Annotated in this window: 16 protein-coding genes and 1 pseudogene; 7 read left to right on the top strand and 10 right to left on the bottom strand. The window is 40.3% G+C overall.

Annotated features, from left to right (window positions below; genetic code table 11):
- Nucleotides 1-84: 84 nt before the first annotated feature.
- The 10 genes and pseudogenes from LC608_RS03885 to LC608_RS03840 form a co-directional block, all read right to left on the bottom strand.
- Entirely contained in the window at nucleotides 85-636 is a 552-nt protein-coding gene (locus LC608_RS03885; RefSeq protein WP_229552265.1) for a hypothetical protein, read from the bottom strand.
- Nucleotides 637-745: 109 nt separating this feature from the next.
- Nucleotides 746-973 (bottom strand): annotated as a pseudogene (locus tag LC608_RS03880) (aquaporin); the annotation flags it as partial.
- 34 nt (nucleotides 974-1007) lie between these two features.
- Entirely contained in the window at nucleotides 1008-1271 is a 264-nt protein-coding gene (locus LC608_RS03875; RefSeq protein ID WP_229552264.1) for a hypothetical protein, read from the bottom strand.
- Entirely contained in the window at nucleotides 1268-1606 is a 339-nt protein-coding gene (locus LC608_RS03870) for a hypothetical protein (protein ID WP_229552263.1), read from the bottom strand. The genes LC608_RS03875 and LC608_RS03870 overlap by 4 nt, the downstream gene beginning before the upstream one ends.
- Nucleotides 1607-1691: 85 nt before the next feature.
- On the bottom strand, nucleotides 1692-2924 hold the full coding sequence (locus LC608_RS03865; RefSeq protein ID WP_229552262.1) for an aspartate aminotransferase: 1233 nt from the start codon (nucleotides 2922-2924) through the stop codon (nucleotides 1692-1694).
- The gene (locus tag LC608_RS03860; protein ID WP_229552261.1) at nucleotides 2921-4114 is read right to left on the bottom strand and encodes an iron-containing alcohol dehydrogenase family protein; all 1194 of its coding nucleotides are present in this window, start codon (nucleotides 4112-4114) and stop codon (nucleotides 2921-2923) included. Before LC608_RS03860 ends, LC608_RS03865 begins: the two co-directional genes overlap by 4 nt.
- Before the next feature lie 624 nt (nucleotides 4115-4738).
- Nucleotides 4739-5260, bottom strand: a complete 522-nt coding sequence (locus tag LC608_RS03855; RefSeq protein ID WP_229552260.1) for a Ycf51 family protein — start codon at nucleotides 5258-5260, stop codon at nucleotides 4739-4741.
- Nucleotides 5261-5431: 171 nt separating this feature from the next.
- Complete coding sequence (locus LC608_RS03850) at nucleotides 5432-5944, bottom strand: hypothetical protein (RefSeq protein ID WP_229552259.1); 513 nt, start codon at nucleotides 5942-5944, stop codon at nucleotides 5432-5434.
- Between the two features lie 558 nt (nucleotides 5945-6502).
- Complete coding sequence (locus LC608_RS03845; RefSeq protein ID WP_229552258.1) at nucleotides 6503-7858, bottom strand: O-antigen ligase; 1356 nt, start codon at nucleotides 7856-7858, stop codon at nucleotides 6503-6505.
- Nucleotides 7840-8682 carry a YaaW family protein gene (locus LC608_RS03840; protein WP_229552257.1) on the bottom strand — a complete coding sequence of 281 codons (843 nt, stop codon included), beginning with the start codon at nucleotides 8680-8682 and terminating at the stop codon, nucleotides 7840-7842. Before LC608_RS03840 ends, LC608_RS03845 begins: the two co-directional genes overlap by 19 nt.
- 143 nt (nucleotides 8683-8825) lie before the next feature.
- On the opposite strand from LC608_RS03840, the gene LC608_RS03835 reads away from it, so the two are divergent.
- The 7 genes from LC608_RS03835 (at nucleotide 8826) to LC608_RS03805 (ending at nucleotide 17119) form a co-directional block, all read left to right on the top strand.
- Nucleotides 8826-9890 carry an NAD(P)/FAD-dependent oxidoreductase gene (locus tag LC608_RS03835; protein WP_229552256.1) on the top strand — a complete coding sequence of 355 codons (1065 nt, stop codon included), beginning with the start codon at nucleotides 8826-8828 and terminating at the stop codon, nucleotides 9888-9890.
- Between the two features lie 361 nt (nucleotides 9891-10251).
- Nucleotides 10252-11130 (top strand): SIMPL domain-containing protein, encoded by an 879-nt coding sequence (locus tag LC608_RS03830; RefSeq protein ID WP_229552255.1) that lies wholly within the window; start codon nucleotides 10252-10254, stop codon nucleotides 11128-11130.
- A 152-nt stretch (nucleotides 11131-11282) separates the two neighbouring features.
- Nucleotides 11283-11552 (top strand): hypothetical protein, encoded by a 270-nt coding sequence (locus tag LC608_RS03825; protein ID WP_229552254.1) that lies wholly within the window; start codon nucleotides 11283-11285, stop codon nucleotides 11550-11552.
- 261 nt (nucleotides 11553-11813) lie between these two features.
- Complete coding sequence (locus LC608_RS03820; protein ID WP_229552253.1) at nucleotides 11814-12323, top strand: lecithin retinol acyltransferase family protein; 510 nt, start codon at nucleotides 11814-11816, stop codon at nucleotides 12321-12323.
- Between the two features lie 1025 nt (nucleotides 12324-13348).
- On the top strand, nucleotides 13349-14269 hold the full coding sequence (locus LC608_RS03815) for a bestrophin family protein (RefSeq protein WP_229552252.1): 921 nt from the start codon (nucleotides 13349-13351) through the stop codon (nucleotides 14267-14269).
- 127 nt (nucleotides 14270-14396) lie between these two features.
- On the top strand, nucleotides 14397-15233 hold the full coding sequence (locus tag LC608_RS03810) for an alpha/beta fold hydrolase (RefSeq protein WP_229552566.1): 837 nt from the start codon (nucleotides 14397-14399) through the stop codon (nucleotides 15231-15233).
- A 161-nt stretch (nucleotides 15234-15394) separates the two neighbouring features.
- Complete coding sequence (locus LC608_RS03805; protein WP_229552565.1) at nucleotides 15395-17119, top strand: serine/threonine-protein kinase; 1725 nt, start codon at nucleotides 15395-15397, stop codon at nucleotides 17117-17119.
- Nucleotides 17120-17127: the final 8 nt, after the last annotated feature.

Raw genomic sequence — 17127 nt, 5'->3', positions numbered from 1 at the left:
AAAAACTCCTGCTTCACTTCTTTCTATCAAAGCGATCGGGAACTGATTTATGAGGAGTAGAGAGGGTTGAAGTTTCACTAATGACTAATTTTGAGAATTTACTTCACTTTTGCTTAACCAAATCACTAAATCATCTGCATAAACTTCTATCTCACTTACTAAAGTTTTGACATACAGAATTCCATTACTAATGCTTAAATCTTTGATTGGATACCATGAATCTCTTGTCTGGATTAAAATATCCAATGGAATTCCTCGTTGTAAATTATTTTTGCGATATTTCCACCAGGCTTGCCATAAAAATACAGATTTAGTACATTGCAACCTATAGTTTTTAGGAACTTGGCAGTGTTGATAGTGATAGAAACCACTACTATCTATGTTTCCTTTCAGGAGAAAATTGGATTCCGGTAAAGCCTGATTCAGTAATTCCCAATGGAATGAGTTAGACAGAATCAAAAATTCCGTTTGTGTGGTATTTAATTGGGCAGTGGCAATTACGCCTTCAGCTTTTGTTGCTAGACGGTTAGTATTATAAACTGTTTGTGCTGCTAAAGAACGATTTGCCAATAAAATATCTTTTTTCTGAATAGAGTTGGATACGAACTCTCGAACTAAATCTAAATCAGACAACATAAAATTGTTTATACTAAATCAAATAGTGTTGTGAGTTATATAACACTTTGTATTTAGTAAATACACTGATTTTGTCGTCAATCCGGATAATTATCAACTTAATTTATACTGCACCTGTAATTGACCCCATAAATGCTGCTTCCATCGCCACCGTCAACCCAATCGCTAACCCAGCAAAGCCAAGATAGGCGCGGCGATTTAGTGCAGAACCCAAAATTACAAACATCAAAATAAAGGTGAGAACGAACTCTAACACCAAAGATTACAACCAATTGCCATTCAGTGGTAGAGTCGCCCCTAAATTCGCAACTCGCCCCAAACTAATTAGTAGTAAGGCTCAAGCTGCGATCGCAGTTAACATCAAGGCAGAATTATGTTGAAACGATAATTCTATCGGCTGGATCTTTATGAAAATTTCCTGGAAGGGAGTATAAATCAATGGCAATTTGGGGAGTAATTGATAGAAGAATTAGTCCCTCTTGTGCCAAAGCAATATCGAACCATTCTTGAATCGAACATGGAAGAATTAACTTATTTTGGGTAACAAGTCTGCTAATTTCTAACAAACTTATCGAGCAAACACCTAAACCATGAGGTTTTTCCCTATTTATTGCTTCGCGGTGGAGAGGAGTCAACTTTGAATCATTGTGATTCCACCAAACCCAAATATGAGTATCAAGAATGAACACAAATCGTTCACTTCATAATTTTGATTCATTTCCCAATCATCATCAGAAATAACGGGTTCATTAGGATCTGCCAAATAAGCATAGGGTTGCATTTCTCCAAGAGGATTAAGGGCAAATTTGCTTTTCTTTTCCGAAGAATATCTGATTTGCCCCAACTTTTCTTGAATACTTTCACTCAAAATAGAAGAAGCTAGTTCTTCAACAGACATTTTTTTTAAAGCCGCAGCTTTAATTAGAGATTCTTGAGTTTCTTGACTGATGTATATATTAGTACCAATCATTGTTAACTCTTTCTATTTCTTTACATTATACCAAACACGATCAGCAATCATTTTAGTCATGTAATGTTGGGTTTCCTTCGTCTAATCAACTAACAAGATCGGCGATCGCTCCTGAAGTAGAAACTACGCTTTCAGGTTGATAGCGGATGCCAGCTTGCTTAAAGCGATGTAAAGCTTCACCCAAGCGATCGCAGTCGGCAATCAAACTGATTCTGACATAACCCTCACCTGCAACCCCAAAGGCATTACCTGGGGTAAGAACAACGCCAGTTTGCTGCAACACATTCAAGGCAAAATCCGTGGAACCCATACCCACAGGACACTTCACCCAAAGATACATAGTCGCCTTGCTTTTAGGGATATCCCAACCCAACTCTCCTAACCCTTGAATCAAAAAATCGCGGCGGGTACGGTAGCGTTGTTGTACTTCATGTAAATACACATCTGGCAATTGCAAAGCTGTTTCGGCTGCTGTTTGTAATGCTGCAAAAATGCCGTAATCCAAGTTAGTTTTCAGTGTCCGTAAACCTTGAATTACATGACGATTACCCACCACAAACCCAACGCGCCAACCAGCCATATTATAGGTTTTAGATAAGGTGTGAAATTCTACACCAATTTCTTTCGCGCCGGGAATTTCTAGCAAGCTAGTAGGTTGATAACCATCAAAAGCTAACTCGGCATAACACAAATCATGTACCAGCAAAATTTCATATTTGCGGGCGAAGGCGACGATTTCTTCAAAAAATTCGCGGGGGGCGGTGGCAGCAGTGGGATTGCTGGGATAGTTGAAATAGAGAATTTTAGCTTGTCTTGCAACCTCGTCAGGAATTGCAGCTAAATCAATTAACCAGTCATTTTCTGGTTTGAGGATCAAGCTGTGAATTTTCCCGCCTGCGATCGCTGGCCCCCGAAAATGGGCGGGATAAGCGGGGGAAGGAACTAGAACTAAATCGCCAGGGTTAACGTAGGCAAGTGCTAAATGAGTTAAACCTTCTTTAGAACCGAGTAGCGGTAAAGCTTCACTATCAGGATCGAGAACCACACCATAACGGCGATGATACCAGTTGGTAATCGCCCTGCGGAAACTAGCAGTACCCTCAAAAGGAGGATAACCGTGATTGGCGGGATCTTTCAAGGCTGTGATCGCAGCTTCTACAACTGGTGCTGGTGTTGCACCATCAGGGTTTCCCATACCCAAATCAATTAAATCTAACCCTTGTTCCCGTGCTTTAGCTTTTAGTTCATCTAAACGGGCAAATACATAGGGCGGCAGTTTTTGTATCCGTTCTGCTGGGACAATCCAATTTAAACTCATGCTTCAACCTCGTCACTGATTCCCTTGGGCGAAACTCGATTTATAGTATCTCTACTATCTATAGGTGCAGTGGTAGAAACCATTGCTGCCATCAACTGTTCTGGCGCGACTTTAAACGGTAGTCGATGGATGTCAGAATTAGGAACTAGGGCAATTTCAGCAGATGTTTGCAACTCGCCTAATGTAATATTGCCCAATCCCAGATCGCTTAATTTTTGGGGCAGTCCAATTTCTGTGTAGAACTTTAACAACTGTTGCCGTGCTGATGCTGCTAGTTGATTGCCTTGTAGCATTTCTTCTAACCGCAGTTGTACCAAAATTCCAAAAGCAACCTTTTCGCCATGAATACTGCCATGCCCTGAAATGTGCGTTAAACCATTATGCACGGCATGAGCAGCAACTGTGCGACACTGCGCCCCTCCAAGTCCTCCAACTACCCCAGCTAATAAAACAGTCGCGTCTACGACTTCTCGCCAAACTTCAGTACCTGGTTCTTTTAGAGCGGGGGCTGACTTTTGCAACAAGATATCTCGCAAAACTCGCGCTTGTTGCACTGCGGCAATAATTAAAGTGTTTTGCAAATGCCCACTGCTAACTGAGGCTTCATACCACTTAGCGATCGCATCACCAATTCCAGCTACTAAAGTCCGTTGTGGTGCAGTTTTAATCAAGTCATAATCAAGTATCAATAAATCGGGACAACGAGACAGCCCCACATCGTAAAGAAACGCCCCATTTTCCGAATAAACATTCGACAGGGCACTCCAAGCTGCACAAGTTGATCCTGATGTCGGAATTGTCACCACTGGTAACTGTAACTGATGCGCGACTAATTTTGCTGTATCTAAGGCTTTACCGCCACCAACACCAATAATCACATCAGCTTTATGTTCTTTTGCTTTCTTCTGTAAAGATTTCAGGCTAGCTTCGCAGCAATCTGTACCATAAGAAGCTTGGACAGTATGTAACTGTTGCGTTTCTAAAACTGGGAGCAAATTTTTTCGGCTGATGGCGAGAGTAGACTCACCTGCCACAATTAAGGGACGACTTCCCAAACAGGCGATCTCTGCTGCGGCTGCTTGCAACACCCCAGAACCACGGATTACTTTTGCTGGGGCAACTGTGAGCGTAAATAATGAACTAGAGGTTTGAGTAGACAAAGAAGGTTGAGTAGAAAGTTGATTAGACATATAATCTAGTTTGGCAAACAAAACCTTGATATTTCTTAATCTAATAGATTTGCAGCCAGGGATGCTTGTCACCAGATGGCTACAAACTTACATCTGACTCAACTAGGTTTTAACTGAGCTAATTGCCAACTGGTTAAGCCATTTAACGATGTTGCTTGAATGTGTGATGTCCATTAGCCTGAAATTCGGAACTATCAAAGTTTTGAATAACCGTATAATTAATTAACATTACCATTCTCAGATTCTCAAGAAAAGTGATTGAGAACTGAATAATCTGTCGATGGTCATTCCAGCTATGGATAGGTGCGTAGGGGCGAACATTTATCTGTACGCCGCACAGCTAATTCATTTGCTGCAAAGACTTGTGAAAATATCAACAGTGGTAATTAGGATAACAACTGACAAATCACAACTGTCAGTACCCATTATCTGCACGCTAATTGACCTTTTTCCACAGTGTAACCACTAAAAGTGTGAATATCTTAATCTAAAAATAACTATTAATGTATCAGTAAATACAAAATAAATTTTGTCATCCTGATAACAGGTAAATTATTTTTGTCGTCTTGTATGAGACAGGGAGAAGGAGAAACTTGTACAAAAATTCCCCCTGCCCCCTGCTTCTTAAGCGGTAGGTTTTGGCAATTGGGCGAATTTTTCTGTGTAAATTTCGACTGCGATCACAGAATTTTCACGAGAAACGAGCGATCGCTTGGCTTCACCCAAGTAAACTGGTACAGAAGTCCCTGGCTCCGGGTGGATAATGGTACGAGCGCGAACTGTCAACTTGTCCTCTTCCCGTGTACCTGAGCGACCAGAAGAAAACAGATTACTAACTGCTTGACGTAAAGTTGCATCTAATTGTGTGGGTGTAATTTGGGGTGATGTGGCAATCACCGCTTGTGTTGACCCATTGTCATAAACTAGAGTATACCGGGCTGCTCCTGGAATCACAGTCCGACTCAAGGGGACTATCGAGAGTGCAAATAAACCAGCCGTCACCACGAGCATAAAGCCAGTCGTACCCACCAAGCGAAAGCGGAGGCCCCATTTGAGAATAAAAGCCAAAAATGTTAAGGCAGCAAATAGCAAGGTAGCGATGCCTGACCATTGGGTGTACTGAAGAAAGTTAGCTGTTGTGAACATAAGGTTGGTTATGGATGCGTCTTTTTTTTCGTTACCGACACACCCATTTTACCGAGAGCTTACACCATACTGATTATCGTAGTGTTTAATGTCAATCAGAATATTGGGTGCGTAGCGAATAATGCTGGGAAATAAATTGCTTAACTAACTTCCCCAGCCTCCACAATTTTTCTAGAATAATATTGCCTCACCACAGACAATAGGGGAATTTTTAGATGTCTGCAACCTAGTTTGAACACTATCAATGATTGCCGTCCAATCAGCATCTTTGTTCCATTCAGAGCGAATCCTGGTTTTAGCCACCGCGTCGTAGAGGTTACAAAAAACCACATTCTCTTTTCCAGCAATTGCGGCGATAATCAGGGGCTTGGAAAAATCCTGGACACATGATACAGCTAAAAGGAAAGTTTTAGCAAAGTTCGTTTCTATGCCAGTCCTAACAACATAAATTTCATCCGCCCTAACAATAATATCTAACTTAATGTTGTCCCTTTCTCTAAATCCTCTCGTCGTTAATTTTAGGTCAGATATATACCCAGTTAGCCCTGTTTGTTGTACAGGAATAGTTTTATCATTATCGTAGTTATACCACAAGTAGGATTCCCCGTTTAATTCTCCGCTTTTCACATACAAATAAATAGGTTCTGGCGGGTTACAAAGACCTAATTTTATTTCAGTAACCATGTTTTACATTCCTTTATGAAAGCTCAAATTATTTCAGATATTCCGTCAAATTCAATAGGCTTTTAAATAGTGCTTTAACTGAAGAAAAATAATAAATATACGAAAGGGCATCTACAAGAGATGCCCGTCATGCAGGAAAACCCTAATACCAATTCACCAAAGTCCTGATACATATAGATTTCTTCTCAGGGCATAGCATTGCCATGCCCCTACCAACGTATTTGTATAATTATTAAGGTGAAATGATATAAAGGGTTGTCCCTACACCTTCCCAACAATCAGCAACAGTAACTAATTAAGTATTAGTTACTTTAAATAGTAATCTTATTAACATAAAACTCTAATTGCCCTCAGTGTATACGCTGAAAAGCCACTAATAGCTATTCTCAACGCCTAACTAACTAACTTGACATGAATTCGACGGCTCATCTAATGTTTTAATTAGCCCAATCAAAAGACCTCTAAGAGGTTTTACTACACAAAACTGCCCCTCTTTGAGTTGGAAAGGGACAGACTTGAACTAAAGTTCAAAGCAGGCAGAGGATCGTCGAATTCACGTTAATTTGAATGAGATGCAAGCCTGTGATGTTGGTTATAACGATGTACTACTCCACAAATAGCAGCTAAAATTAACCATGAAAACGCATTCAAACGAAAATCAAATATGGTTACATCAACTGTATTGAATAGAACCCACCCAACAAAAGCCAGAAGATAACTGAAAAATATCAATCTGTCTTCTTTATTTATATATTTTGACCTTCGGAGGAATTGGACACCTGTAATCAAAATCCAAACGAGTAAGGCAAAAAATAACAGAGTACTGGGAAAACCAGTTTCAGCAAATAACATCAAAAACAAGTTATGGGGATGACCCAAGGGAATCTGCATCTGCGCTTGGTAGAGTCCACTAAAGCTGCGTAACCCCCAGCCAGTCCAAGGATGTTCCTGAGCTAAAGACCAGGCAAACTGCCACTGAGCTTTTCGCATTAAAGCGACTGGTCTATCTGGATACATGTCATCATTTAACCTTGCCCAAAAGAAGGCAGGAACGTACTGACGAAAAAATTGAGCGACTGGCGAGGGAGCAAAAGCTGCCAAAAGCACACTAGAGATTATCGCAGCGACGCCACCCACAAGAATGCGCCAACCTTGGTAGAGTGCATAAGCTAAACAGGCAAAAATAGCGATCGCCCACCCATTGCGCGAGTTGGTGAAAATCAAGGCGATGAAATTTGTAATCATCGCCACGCTTAGGAAGAGAAAGGGGAGTGGGGAGTGGGGAGTGGGGAGATGGGGGGGAAATGACTGTTTACTTTTGGCTCTTAGTTGCTGATAGTTTTCTAGCCACAACCCTAGACCAAGAATGAAAATTATCGCTAGATAAGCTGCGAAGGTGTTAGCGTGCAAGAAGAGTGAGGCTATGCGACCTGGCGGATTTCCTCCTGGTACTATTGTCCAATTCAACACAACCCATAAAATCTCTAATTTCAAACTCCAGCCCAAAAATAACTGCCCTAAGCCAATAATTACCATCGGCATAGAACCGATTACCAAAACCCAAGCCATTTGCCGCAATTGGGCAAATGTTTGAATTAGGGCGCTATGGGCAACGAAAAGTAAAAAGAAGGGTAATAAATTAAATAAGCCAAGGAAAGCTCCTGTCTTGTCATCGGCAAACCCAGCACTCACGATCAGCAAGACACTCAAAAGGGCAAATCCCCAGTTGAGGGGGCGGCGACTAATTTTGCGGGATTGTTTCAACCAAGTTATTAATGATACAAAACCGATAGTCACAGCCCCCACTAAAGGACTCAATGGGAAAATTAACAATGCCCATAGAGAGTAGTTCCAAGCAGATTGCCAACGAGACTTAAAATAGTCAAAAACCTTGTTCAAGCTGGCTCCCAACATTCCTCACGAGTAAGGCGAATTTGAGCTAAGGTGAAAATAGTCGGGATGATCCGACCGTAGTTAGTGGCGATCGCTCTCCACCCTAAATCTGCAAAAAACCAAGTCCACATTATTGGACCAATCACAGCAAACATAGTGCGGGCTGCCCCATAACGAGCTGCACTTGCAGTCATACCCCGTCGAGCCATTTGCATACCTACATAGCTTTTAAATTGCGTTGCAGCTGCTTCTGAACCTGTAATCGCCGCTTGCTTGGCTACTTCATAAGTAGCAAAGTGGATTGCAAATTGACGGGCAATTTGCTTAAGTACAAATGGCTGGAGCATGGAAGTAACAGCGATCGCACTACCCCCTTTGAAAAGTAAGCCCAAGGGGTCACGTTGCAATAAAAGTGGTAGCGGTTCTTTTAGTTCTGATTTGACAAGCTGACGCTGCACTTGTACAGTCAATTTTTGCTTTTCCTGTTCAGGCAATTTTTTCCACACCTGTCCTAGCAGATGCAAAAATACTTCTGCTTCTAAATCAATGGTTGCCAGCTGATTAGAATAGGTAATTTTTAGATACTTACATACGTGAACTAACGCTTCTCGGTAAGTTACCTGGCCTGTGCGTCCCCGCAATACTGTCATTCCGTCTGCCGCCAAAAAGCGAAAGCGACCCTCTAATGCATCTAGCCAAGCTTTACGGTCTTGGCTTTGTACTTCGATGGGTTCGGGTGTGTGTACATAGTCTAGAGGATTGAACTTACGACTAAATAGAATTGCCGTTAAATCTTGCAATTCTTCTTCGGTTGCTAACTCTAGCGCCGCCCTCATTTCATCCAATTTCCCTTCCTCCCTTCTATGCAGCTTTGTGTACCTTATTCTACTATTAGCTTTCAGCAGTCATTAGTAGTAATTTTGTCCTTTGATAATAACGAATAACTAATGACTAATAATTAATAACTAATGACAGGGACTATTGACTCATGACTGATATTGCAGTGATTGGTGCCGGAATAGCCGGTTTAGTCTGCGCCCAGCAGTTAAGTCAAGCTGGATATTCTGTGCTAGTGGTGGAAAAGTCGCGTGGTTTGGGAGGAAGGCTGGCTACACGCCGCTTGCATGAAACTTGCGCGGATCATGGGGCTTGTTACCTGAAGCCAAAGGGTGAATTATTTAGACGTTTTGTGGAGATATTGCGATCGCGCCATATCCTCGAAGTTTGGACAGAGGAGGTTTACGAACTCACCGCAGGCACTCCTTTATCTGAACCCAAAAACCGCAGTCCGCGATATGTTGCACCTGGAGGAATGAGTGCGATCGCTAAATCCCTCGCCCCAGGTTTAGAAATATTACTGAATCAGCGTGTCATCGCTATTGCTCCTACTCCTGAAAATAGTTGGCGTTTGACTCTCGAATCTAGCAACGAAGAATTAGCTGCAAAAGCTTTAGTCGTCGCCATTCCAGCACCCCAAGCTGTGATGCTGTTGGAACCTTTGGGTGAAAGTGTATTAGATGCAGTCTTTCTTGATAACTTGCGTTCTGTAGAATTTTATCCCTCGATTAGTGCGATCGCTGGATATTCTCCCACATCCCAACCACTCCGTGAGTGGAAAGCTCTAACTTTTGTGGATGATCCTGATTTAGCATGGATTGGTTTGGATAGTAGCAAGCGTCCAAACCCTCAGCAACCACATTTTGTGGTGCAAAGTAGCGCTGATTTCGCTCAACGCCATCTAGAATCCCAGGATTTACAGCCTGTCGGACAGCTTATGTTGCAACGAGCCGCTGAATCTCTGTCCCTTCCTTGGCTGAATACTCCTGAATGGATACAAGTACATCGTTGGCGTTATGCCTTTCCTAGCCGTCCTTGGCATGAAGATTTTTTGTCTGCCGGAACTCCCTTACCTTTAGTTTGCTGTGGTGATTGGTGTGGCGGCAATCTTGCAGAAGGTGCGATGCTTTCTGGATTAGCTGCTGCTGATGAAATTAATAATCAGTTGCGTCATTTACCTTTAGATAATGTGAACTTTCTAAATGTTTTTGTCTGATACCTTCATCTGTCACTAGACTGATTTTGCCGCCTAGCGAGTCGCTATTTTTCTGAGTTACTAAATCAACATGCAACAAATAAGTTTTTTAGATGAAACAGCAAATTTCCCGCAACTCTAAAAAGTGATGTAAATTAACAATAGAGCTTAACTTCATTAAAAACTTGTTCCTAATTCAAGTTGTTTTATTGCCGTTAATCTTGCTCTCCTACCCTTTATGCTGCGTTTGAGCGATCGCGGGAGCGTGTCGGAAATACTTGCGATGTTTTCATAGGCGTAGGAATAGTTAATATTTTTTAAGTATATTCCTCTTGAGGTGTAAACTTTGACAATGACTAGGTTCAAAGGATATTCCCAGGACATGAGAAAAATAACTACTCTAATGGTGGTAAGTATTACTGCGGCTGTCGGGGTGGGAGCATTAACGCCCAAAGTCACTAATGCCCAATTATTTTACCCTCCAGCAAGCGATCGCCATTCATTAATGGTAATCGGTCAAGGGGTGGTGAGAGTGCCAGCAGATACAGCCGATATTGAATTGGTATTCAGTAGCAAAGCTAGCAATGATGAGTTACAAACACAACCATCATCTCTACCTCAAACCCGCCGCATATCCTCACCCTCCGGGTTCGGCAGTCCCTCTTTGTTGGAACAACAAGACCGGGCTGCCTCACCGACTCTACTTTTAAATTACAAAACAGCAGCAGAATCTTTACCAAGCAAAAAATTACTAACTAAAGCAACTCTCCAGCCTGTAGTTAATAGCCTAGTTGCCAAAGGAATTAGTGCTGATAAAATTCAAGTGCAAATTAACGCTAATTCCAGTGAAAATAACGCCAAGATATTGGTGAGACTAGAAAAGCCAACACGCGAACGTGTCCAGGAAATTGTAGGTACAGCGAATAAAGCAACAAGCGAAATTGAAAACCTTTCCGTCAAGAGTGTGGGCGTTGAGTACGCAGTCAATGACTGTCAGGCTTTGCAGAGTTCAGTTTACCAATCTGCAATGAAAGATGCTCAAAGCCGCGCTCAGGCTTTAGCAGCTGCTATGGGTGCTAAACTTGGTACTCCTTCTGTAGCCGAACCTTTTTATACATTACTATATCCCTCATGTAGTTCTAAAACTGGAGTTCCTTTACCGTCATTTGCTAGTTTTTTATTATCACCGGCTTATAATCCAGATGCTCCAGCAGAAGTAGAGATGAAAAAGGATATTTTTGTGACATATACAACTAAATAAGTATTTATATTAGATGCGATCGCACTTTGATTGAGTCAAGATTTAAGAGTGCGATCGCTTAAGTATTTTGCCTTGCCAGTAAACACTCACTGTTATGAGTCAGTTGATAGAATATCAATAAGTTAGCTGGTTAAATCTAAAAAATGTCAACAGTGAAAGTTGAAGTACAACTATCTTCTGAAGAACTACTAAAGGCAGTTGAGCAGTTAAATCAACCAGATTTAGAGCGATTTGTATCTCAATTTATCGCCCTACAAGCGCAACGAAAAGCTTCTAAATTGCCCCAGAGCGAGGCTGAATTATTACTTAAAATTAATCAAGATATCCCTTTAGATACTCAGAAGCATTACAACGAATTACTTGCTAAAAGAGAGGCTGAAAATATCACAAGCAATGAATATAGAGCTGAGTTGAATGAATAAGGATAGGTGCGTTGGCGTAGCACGCCAAAGGTATCGCACTTCATATTTTGCGAATCAGTCTCTATAAATTTTCATATTTCTCTCTTGATATAACGCAAAATTTACTTAGATGAAACTCTAGTTTTTATAACTGTATATTTGAATATTTGGCTCTAACTTTATCGAAAATCTTTACGGATTTTACTACTGACGAATAAATAATACTCTTAATAAAATGTGTCTAATAGATTAAAAAGATATAGTTATATCTGGAGATAAATCATGGCACAAGGCGATCATATATACTGTAGAATTTATCATAATGATAAATCTCCCTATCATCATGGAATCGATTGTGGTAACGACACTGTTATTCATTACCAAAATAATTATAAAGACGGTAAGGATAGAATAATCCGATGGGTTTCCATGACTGAGTTTACTAAAAATAGGAAAATTTATATTAAGAAGCATGATAAATGTGACCCTCCGATAGTTGTCTTCATGAGAGCAAAACGGAGGTTAGGAGAGGAAAGCTATAACATTTTTTATAATAACTGTGAGCATTTTGCACATTATTGTAAAACAGGTGAACCAATTAGTCCTCAAGTGGAAAAGGTTAAAGAAATTATAGGAGATAATGGTGTTGCTGTTGCTGATGGGTTTTCTAAGAATGTAATAAATGTTATTAAGTCGGTGCAATCAAGTAAAAAATCTATCGAGGATACATTAAATAAGTGGAAAGATAAAGATGATGATGACAGAGATGGTAGTTTTTTAAAGTTATTTTAAAAACGGAGCAGACTTTATTTTTAATTTCTGCTTACTGCACAGCTATAGTATGCGTGTTCATAATAAAAGTAAAATATCTGCTGGAGTTTAAATTAGATAAGGTAATTTTAAACTCCAATAATGAAAAAACTCCAGAAATATTTGTGGCAAATCTGGAGCCAAGAAAGATACACATTTACCTATACCAAATTTTCACCGTAAGAGAATCCTACGTCATCAGGGTATACACTCAAATGTAGATAAAAGTCTATGAGGACAAACCACTGTGCTTCGCGTTTACCAACTTCTCTATCGGAAGTAACGCAAAACAGCCCCAGTTAATCTGAGGCTGTTTTGCGAGAGTTGTTTGGCAGGAGGGGTACATCAATAACTAATGCCCCATATTTAGATATAGATAATTCAGTATACATTCCTATTCAGGCGTGTTTTGGCATATCCGGATGATTTGGAAAATTGCGTAGGCGCAGCCCGTCGTAGACATCGCTTATTTCCAAAAAGAAACTCCAGATGCCTTAAGCGCATCTGGAGTAGTAACAGGTTTCTAACATCAATCAATTTTGACCGATGCGATCGCCCGATGTCGTTAGGGTATATACTCAAATGTATTTATGTCTGTTCATCCGCAAATCGACGAGCAAATTACCTTCTTTTATACGCATAATCTCAATGCATCTAGGGAATTCTACGAATAAAAACTCCGTTTGGAGTTATGGCTCGATCAAGGAGCCTGTCGAATTTATACTGTCAGCAGTTTTGAATACTTAAGTTTGTGTCAAACAAGCGAAATATCAACTCCTCCATCTGACAAGCAATCAAGTGTCATTTTTTCTTTGGTAACACAGCAGGTAGATGATTGTAACATAAGGTAGGATACAGTCATTACTGCTAGCATATATTGTAAGCTTCATAACAGTATTTCTTACAGTCTCCTCTTTGTCAATTGTGCTATTACTATAGTTATTATTTTTAAAGTATCGATATTTTATCTATCGGTTCACTAAATATTCTCTTAGGGTGACGACTACATGACAGCCGAAAAAATCACATGGCTACGCCTAAAATTACAATTTAAAGGTTCAGTTATTAAAGCAATTTACAAACATGTTTTATGGTGTGGAGCTTTTGGCTTTTTGATTTCTCTACTTTACCATTTTAAGATGCCTGTATCCCAACCTATTTTAGGGAGTGTTATTCCTAGTATCGTTTTAGGTTTGTTACTTGTGTTTCGTACCAATACTGCTTATGAGCGATTTTGGGAAGGGAGAAAATGCTGGGGTTCTTTAGTAAATAACATCCGAAATTTGGCTCGGCAAATTTGGGTATCAATTGACGAATTTTCTGCAAAAGATAAAGAAAATAAAATTACAGCATTAAATTTATTGGTAGCTTTTGCTGTGACAACTAAATTACATTTGCGGGGAGAAGTAGTCAATAGCGAGTTAGAAGATTTAATGCCATCTAGTAAGTATATAAAACTGAAGATTATGAATAATCCCCCCATAGAGGTTGCATTTTGGATAGGAGATTATTTACAGGAGCAATATCATCGCAATTGCCTTAATAGCTATCAGTTAACGTCTATGCAAGAATTATTGAATAATCTTGTGGATAATTTAGGTGCTTGCGAACGGATTTTAAAAACACCTATGCCATTAGCTTATTCCATTCATCTAAAGCAATTATTGTTACTATATTGTTTTCTGTTCCCATTTCAAATAGTGGAGAGTCTGGGTTGGTGGACAGGTTTAATTGCTGCTTTCGTTGGTTTTACAGTATTTGGCATTGAAGCCATCGGCTTGGAGATAGAAAACCCCTTTGGTTACGACCCTAACGACTTACCTCTAGATACAATTTGCGAGACAATGAAACGCAATATTGACGATTTAATTACTCTGACTCCAAATGCGCGATCGCATCCAGGTAATTTGACCTATGATAAAAGTTGAGATTGGGAATAACTTACAAGGCTTTGTTATAGCTGTCAAGTCCCATCTTTTTGCGTCCATCTCGTCCATCTTCTTTCGCAGTAATATATAAACGCGAAACTATCTCTTCATTGGTGGATGTGCAATGATGCCTGTACGTCAAATATTAGCAAAGCCTGATATTCAACTTTCTTACTTAGAGTGGAACCAAGGGCAAGAACCCTTACTGCTGTTACACGGCTTAGGCGACCATGCTGTAGTGTGGTCTAGTTTAGGAGATTACTTAGCGGCAGAATACCACATAGTTGCACCAGATATGCGTGGACATGGCCAAAGTAGTAAGCCTAAGAAAGATTATAGCTTTGAAAGTGCGATCGCAGACCTCGAAGCACTAATGGATCATCTCGGATGGACATCTGCCCATATTGTCAGCCACTCGTGGACAGGCAAATTAGCCGCCATCTGGGCAAGGCGAAACCCAAAGCGTTTGCGGAGTATAATTCTAGTCGATCCAATTTTCATCTGGAAAATGCCCAGCCTTTTCAGGGTAACTTTTCCCATGCTGTATCGCTTCTTGCCTTTTCTCAAAAGCATGGGCCCCTTTGCCAGTTATGAAGAAGCCGAACAACAAGCACAGCAGTTAAAGCAATATCAAGGATGGAGTTGCTTACAGCAGCAAGTCTTCCAAGCAGGAATAGAACAAAAACTCGATGGTAGTTGGGGCAGTAAATTTACTATAGCCGCCCGCGACGGGATTTTTGAAGCAGTAATGCAAGTGCCTGGTTTTACAATCCACCTTGACACCCCTACCATGTTCGTCCAGCCAGAACAAGGCTTGAACCGCCAAGATTGGCAAATTCAACCATACAAAACCTATCTTAAAAACTTACGCATCTGTCAAGTTCCTGGCAACCATTGGCCGTTTTTGACACAACCAGAGTCATTTAACCAAACTGTAGCAGCTTTCTTGGGAGAACACAGATAGAAAATCAATTATTGGACGGGATTATCATACGGCAACAGAAGAATTAATAGGAGCAATGTCTAGCGAGATTGGGCATGGGGCATGGCGCATTGAGCATTGGTTATTTCCCCATCTCCCCCATCTTACTCATTTCCCCACTCCCCACTCCCCACTCCCCACTTATGAGCCTTTGTATCAATCCCGTTTGCCCTAAACCAAACCACCCGGATAATCATCAAAACCGCTTTTGTCAAAGTTGTGGTTCCCATTTGGAATTGCTAGGGCGTTATCGGGTGATGAGCCTGTTGAGTGACAAAACAGGGTTTAGTAAAGTTTATGAAGCTTATGAAAAAGATACCCCTAAAATCCTCAAGATACTCAAAGAGGATTTATCAGGCGACGCCAAAGCAGTAGAACTATTTCAGCAAGAAGTAACCGTATTAGGACACTTCTTGCATCCCGGCATTCCCAAAGAGGATAGTTACTTCCAATATCAAACCCGAAATGGTTTAGTGTTGCATTGTATTGCAATGGAAAAAATCGATGGGTACAACTTAGAACAATGGTTAAAGCAGCAGCAGAATTATCCTATTTCCCAGGAACAAGCTGTAGCTTGGTTAAAACAATTGGTAGAAATTTTGGATTTAGTGCATGGTAAACAGTACCTGCACCGAGATATTAAGCCATCTAATATCATGATTCGCTCCCCCCTTGGTAAGGGCTGGGGGGATTTGGTACTGATTGATTTTGGCACCGCCACTGAAATTTATAAAACCTACCCAGACAAACTCAACAACGGCGATGGGATGACAGCACTTATGTCATCTGGCTACAGCGCTCCAGAACAAATGAATGCTCAAGCAGTACCGCAATCAGATTTCTTTGCCTTGGGACGCACATTTGTATTTTTACTCACGGGATACCATCCTTTAGATATGTATGATATGCAGCAAAATTTATTGCACTGGCAAAATCATGCTATCCATATCTCACCCTTACTGTTGAATTTAATTGATTGGCTCACAGCACCGGATATAGAAAAGCGTCCCGCTAATGCCCAAGAGATTTTACAACGCCTAAAACCAATTGAAACCCAACTAACAGAAACTACTCCTGAAAATATTAATTTAGTAGAGGATAGTAATATCGAACAATTGCCACCACTAATTACTAAAACTTCATTTTCTCCACAAAAACAGCCAGAAGAAGTACCACTACTGAAATTTTTTGCAGCGCTGCTAGTGATATTAGGATTAATTAGTATAGTGGCTTTAGCAACGCGGACATCAAAATTTTCTGTAAGGCAAAATTACGGGCAATCCCCCAAAAAAAAAGGTAATATTGATTATTTTCCTTATCAAGAAGGTAGGGATAGTCAGGGCAGGGTAGCCGAATTTAATATAGCTGTTTTATCAATAGAATATAAATGGCTTTTAGGTAGCAATTTTCAAATTAAATATAATGATGAAATTATTAGTCTTGACCTTTTAAAGTTGAGCTTAGAACAAGAAGGTATACAGAATATAATGGAAGACCCCAGTGAGATTATTTCTGTAGGCACAGCTTCTTGCAAAGGTAATATAGAAGTTCAACAGCGAATGGCTCTAGAACGTTCCAAACAAATAAAATTTTTAGTAAAAAAAATATTTATTAATACACCAAGCATCAAAGGTTATCGTATATTAAATTTGGGACAATTTCAACGGAGTGATTGTCAGGCAAATCAGGATTTAACTAAATATCAGAGAAGTATTATAATCATTGGTGTTAAAAAACAATCAGCAGGTGTAATTCTCGAAGAAGCATTACGGAATAGGTTAGAAAAGAAACCTTTTGCTGATTTTAAGTTAGAAGATTATTCTTTGGGGACGGCAGAAAACTTTAAGACTATACCGAGTAATTTGTAACAAAATTT

The sequence above is a fragment of the Nostoc sp. XA010 genome (assembly GCF_020829625.1).
Taxonomy (GTDB): Bacteria; Cyanobacteriota; Cyanobacteriia; order Cyanobacteriales; family Nostocaceae; genus Nostoc.
This window is presented reverse-complemented; position numbering and strand designations above follow the sequence as displayed.

Excerpts from the sequence above, each read along its gene's own strand:
- LC608_RS03855 (WP_229552260.1), bottom strand. The coding sequence starts at position 5,260 with ATGTTCACAACAGCTAACTTTCTTCAGTACACCCAATGGTCAGGCATC.
- LC608_RS03865 (WP_229552262.1), bottom strand. The coding sequence starts at position 2,924 with ATGAGTTTAAATTGGATTGTCCCAGCAGAACGGATACAAAAACTGCCG.
- LC608_RS03860 (WP_229552261.1), bottom strand. The coding sequence starts at position 4,114 with ATGTCTAATCAACTTTCTACTCAACCTTCTTTGTCTACTCAAACCTCT.
- LC608_RS03870 (WP_229552263.1), bottom strand. The coding sequence starts at position 1,606 with ATGATTGGTACTAATATATACATCAGTCAAGAAACTCAAGAATCTCTA.
- LC608_RS03885 (WP_229552265.1), bottom strand. The coding sequence starts at position 636 with ATGTTGTCTGATTTAGATTTAGTTCGAGAGTTCGTATCCAACTCTATT.
- LC608_RS03815 (WP_229552252.1), top strand. The coding sequence starts at position 13,349 with ATGACAGCCGAAAAAATCACATGGCTACGCCTAAAATTACAATTTAAA.
- LC608_RS03845 (WP_229552258.1), bottom strand. The coding sequence starts at position 7,858 with ATGTTGGGAGCCAGCTTGAACAAGGTTTTTGACTATTTTAAGTCTCGT.
- LC608_RS03850 (WP_229552259.1), bottom strand. The coding sequence starts at position 5,944 with ATGGTTACTGAAATAAAATTAGGTCTTTGTAACCCGCCAGAACCTATT.
- LC608_RS03835 (WP_229552256.1), top strand. The coding sequence starts at position 8,826 with ATGACTGATATTGCAGTGATTGGTGCCGGAATAGCCGGTTTAGTCTGC.
- LC608_RS03810 (WP_229552566.1), top strand. The coding sequence starts at position 14,397 with ATGCCTGTACGTCAAATATTAGCAAAGCCTGATATTCAACTTTCTTAC.
- LC608_RS03830 (WP_229552255.1), top strand. The coding sequence starts at position 10,252 with ATGAGAAAAATAACTACTCTAATGGTGGTAAGTATTACTGCGGCTGTC.
- LC608_RS03820 (WP_229552253.1), top strand. The coding sequence starts at position 11,814 with ATGGCACAAGGCGATCATATATACTGTAGAATTTATCATAATGATAAA.
- LC608_RS03805 (WP_229552565.1), top strand. The coding sequence starts at position 15,395 with ATGAGCCTTTGTATCAATCCCGTTTGCCCTAAACCAAACCACCCGGAT.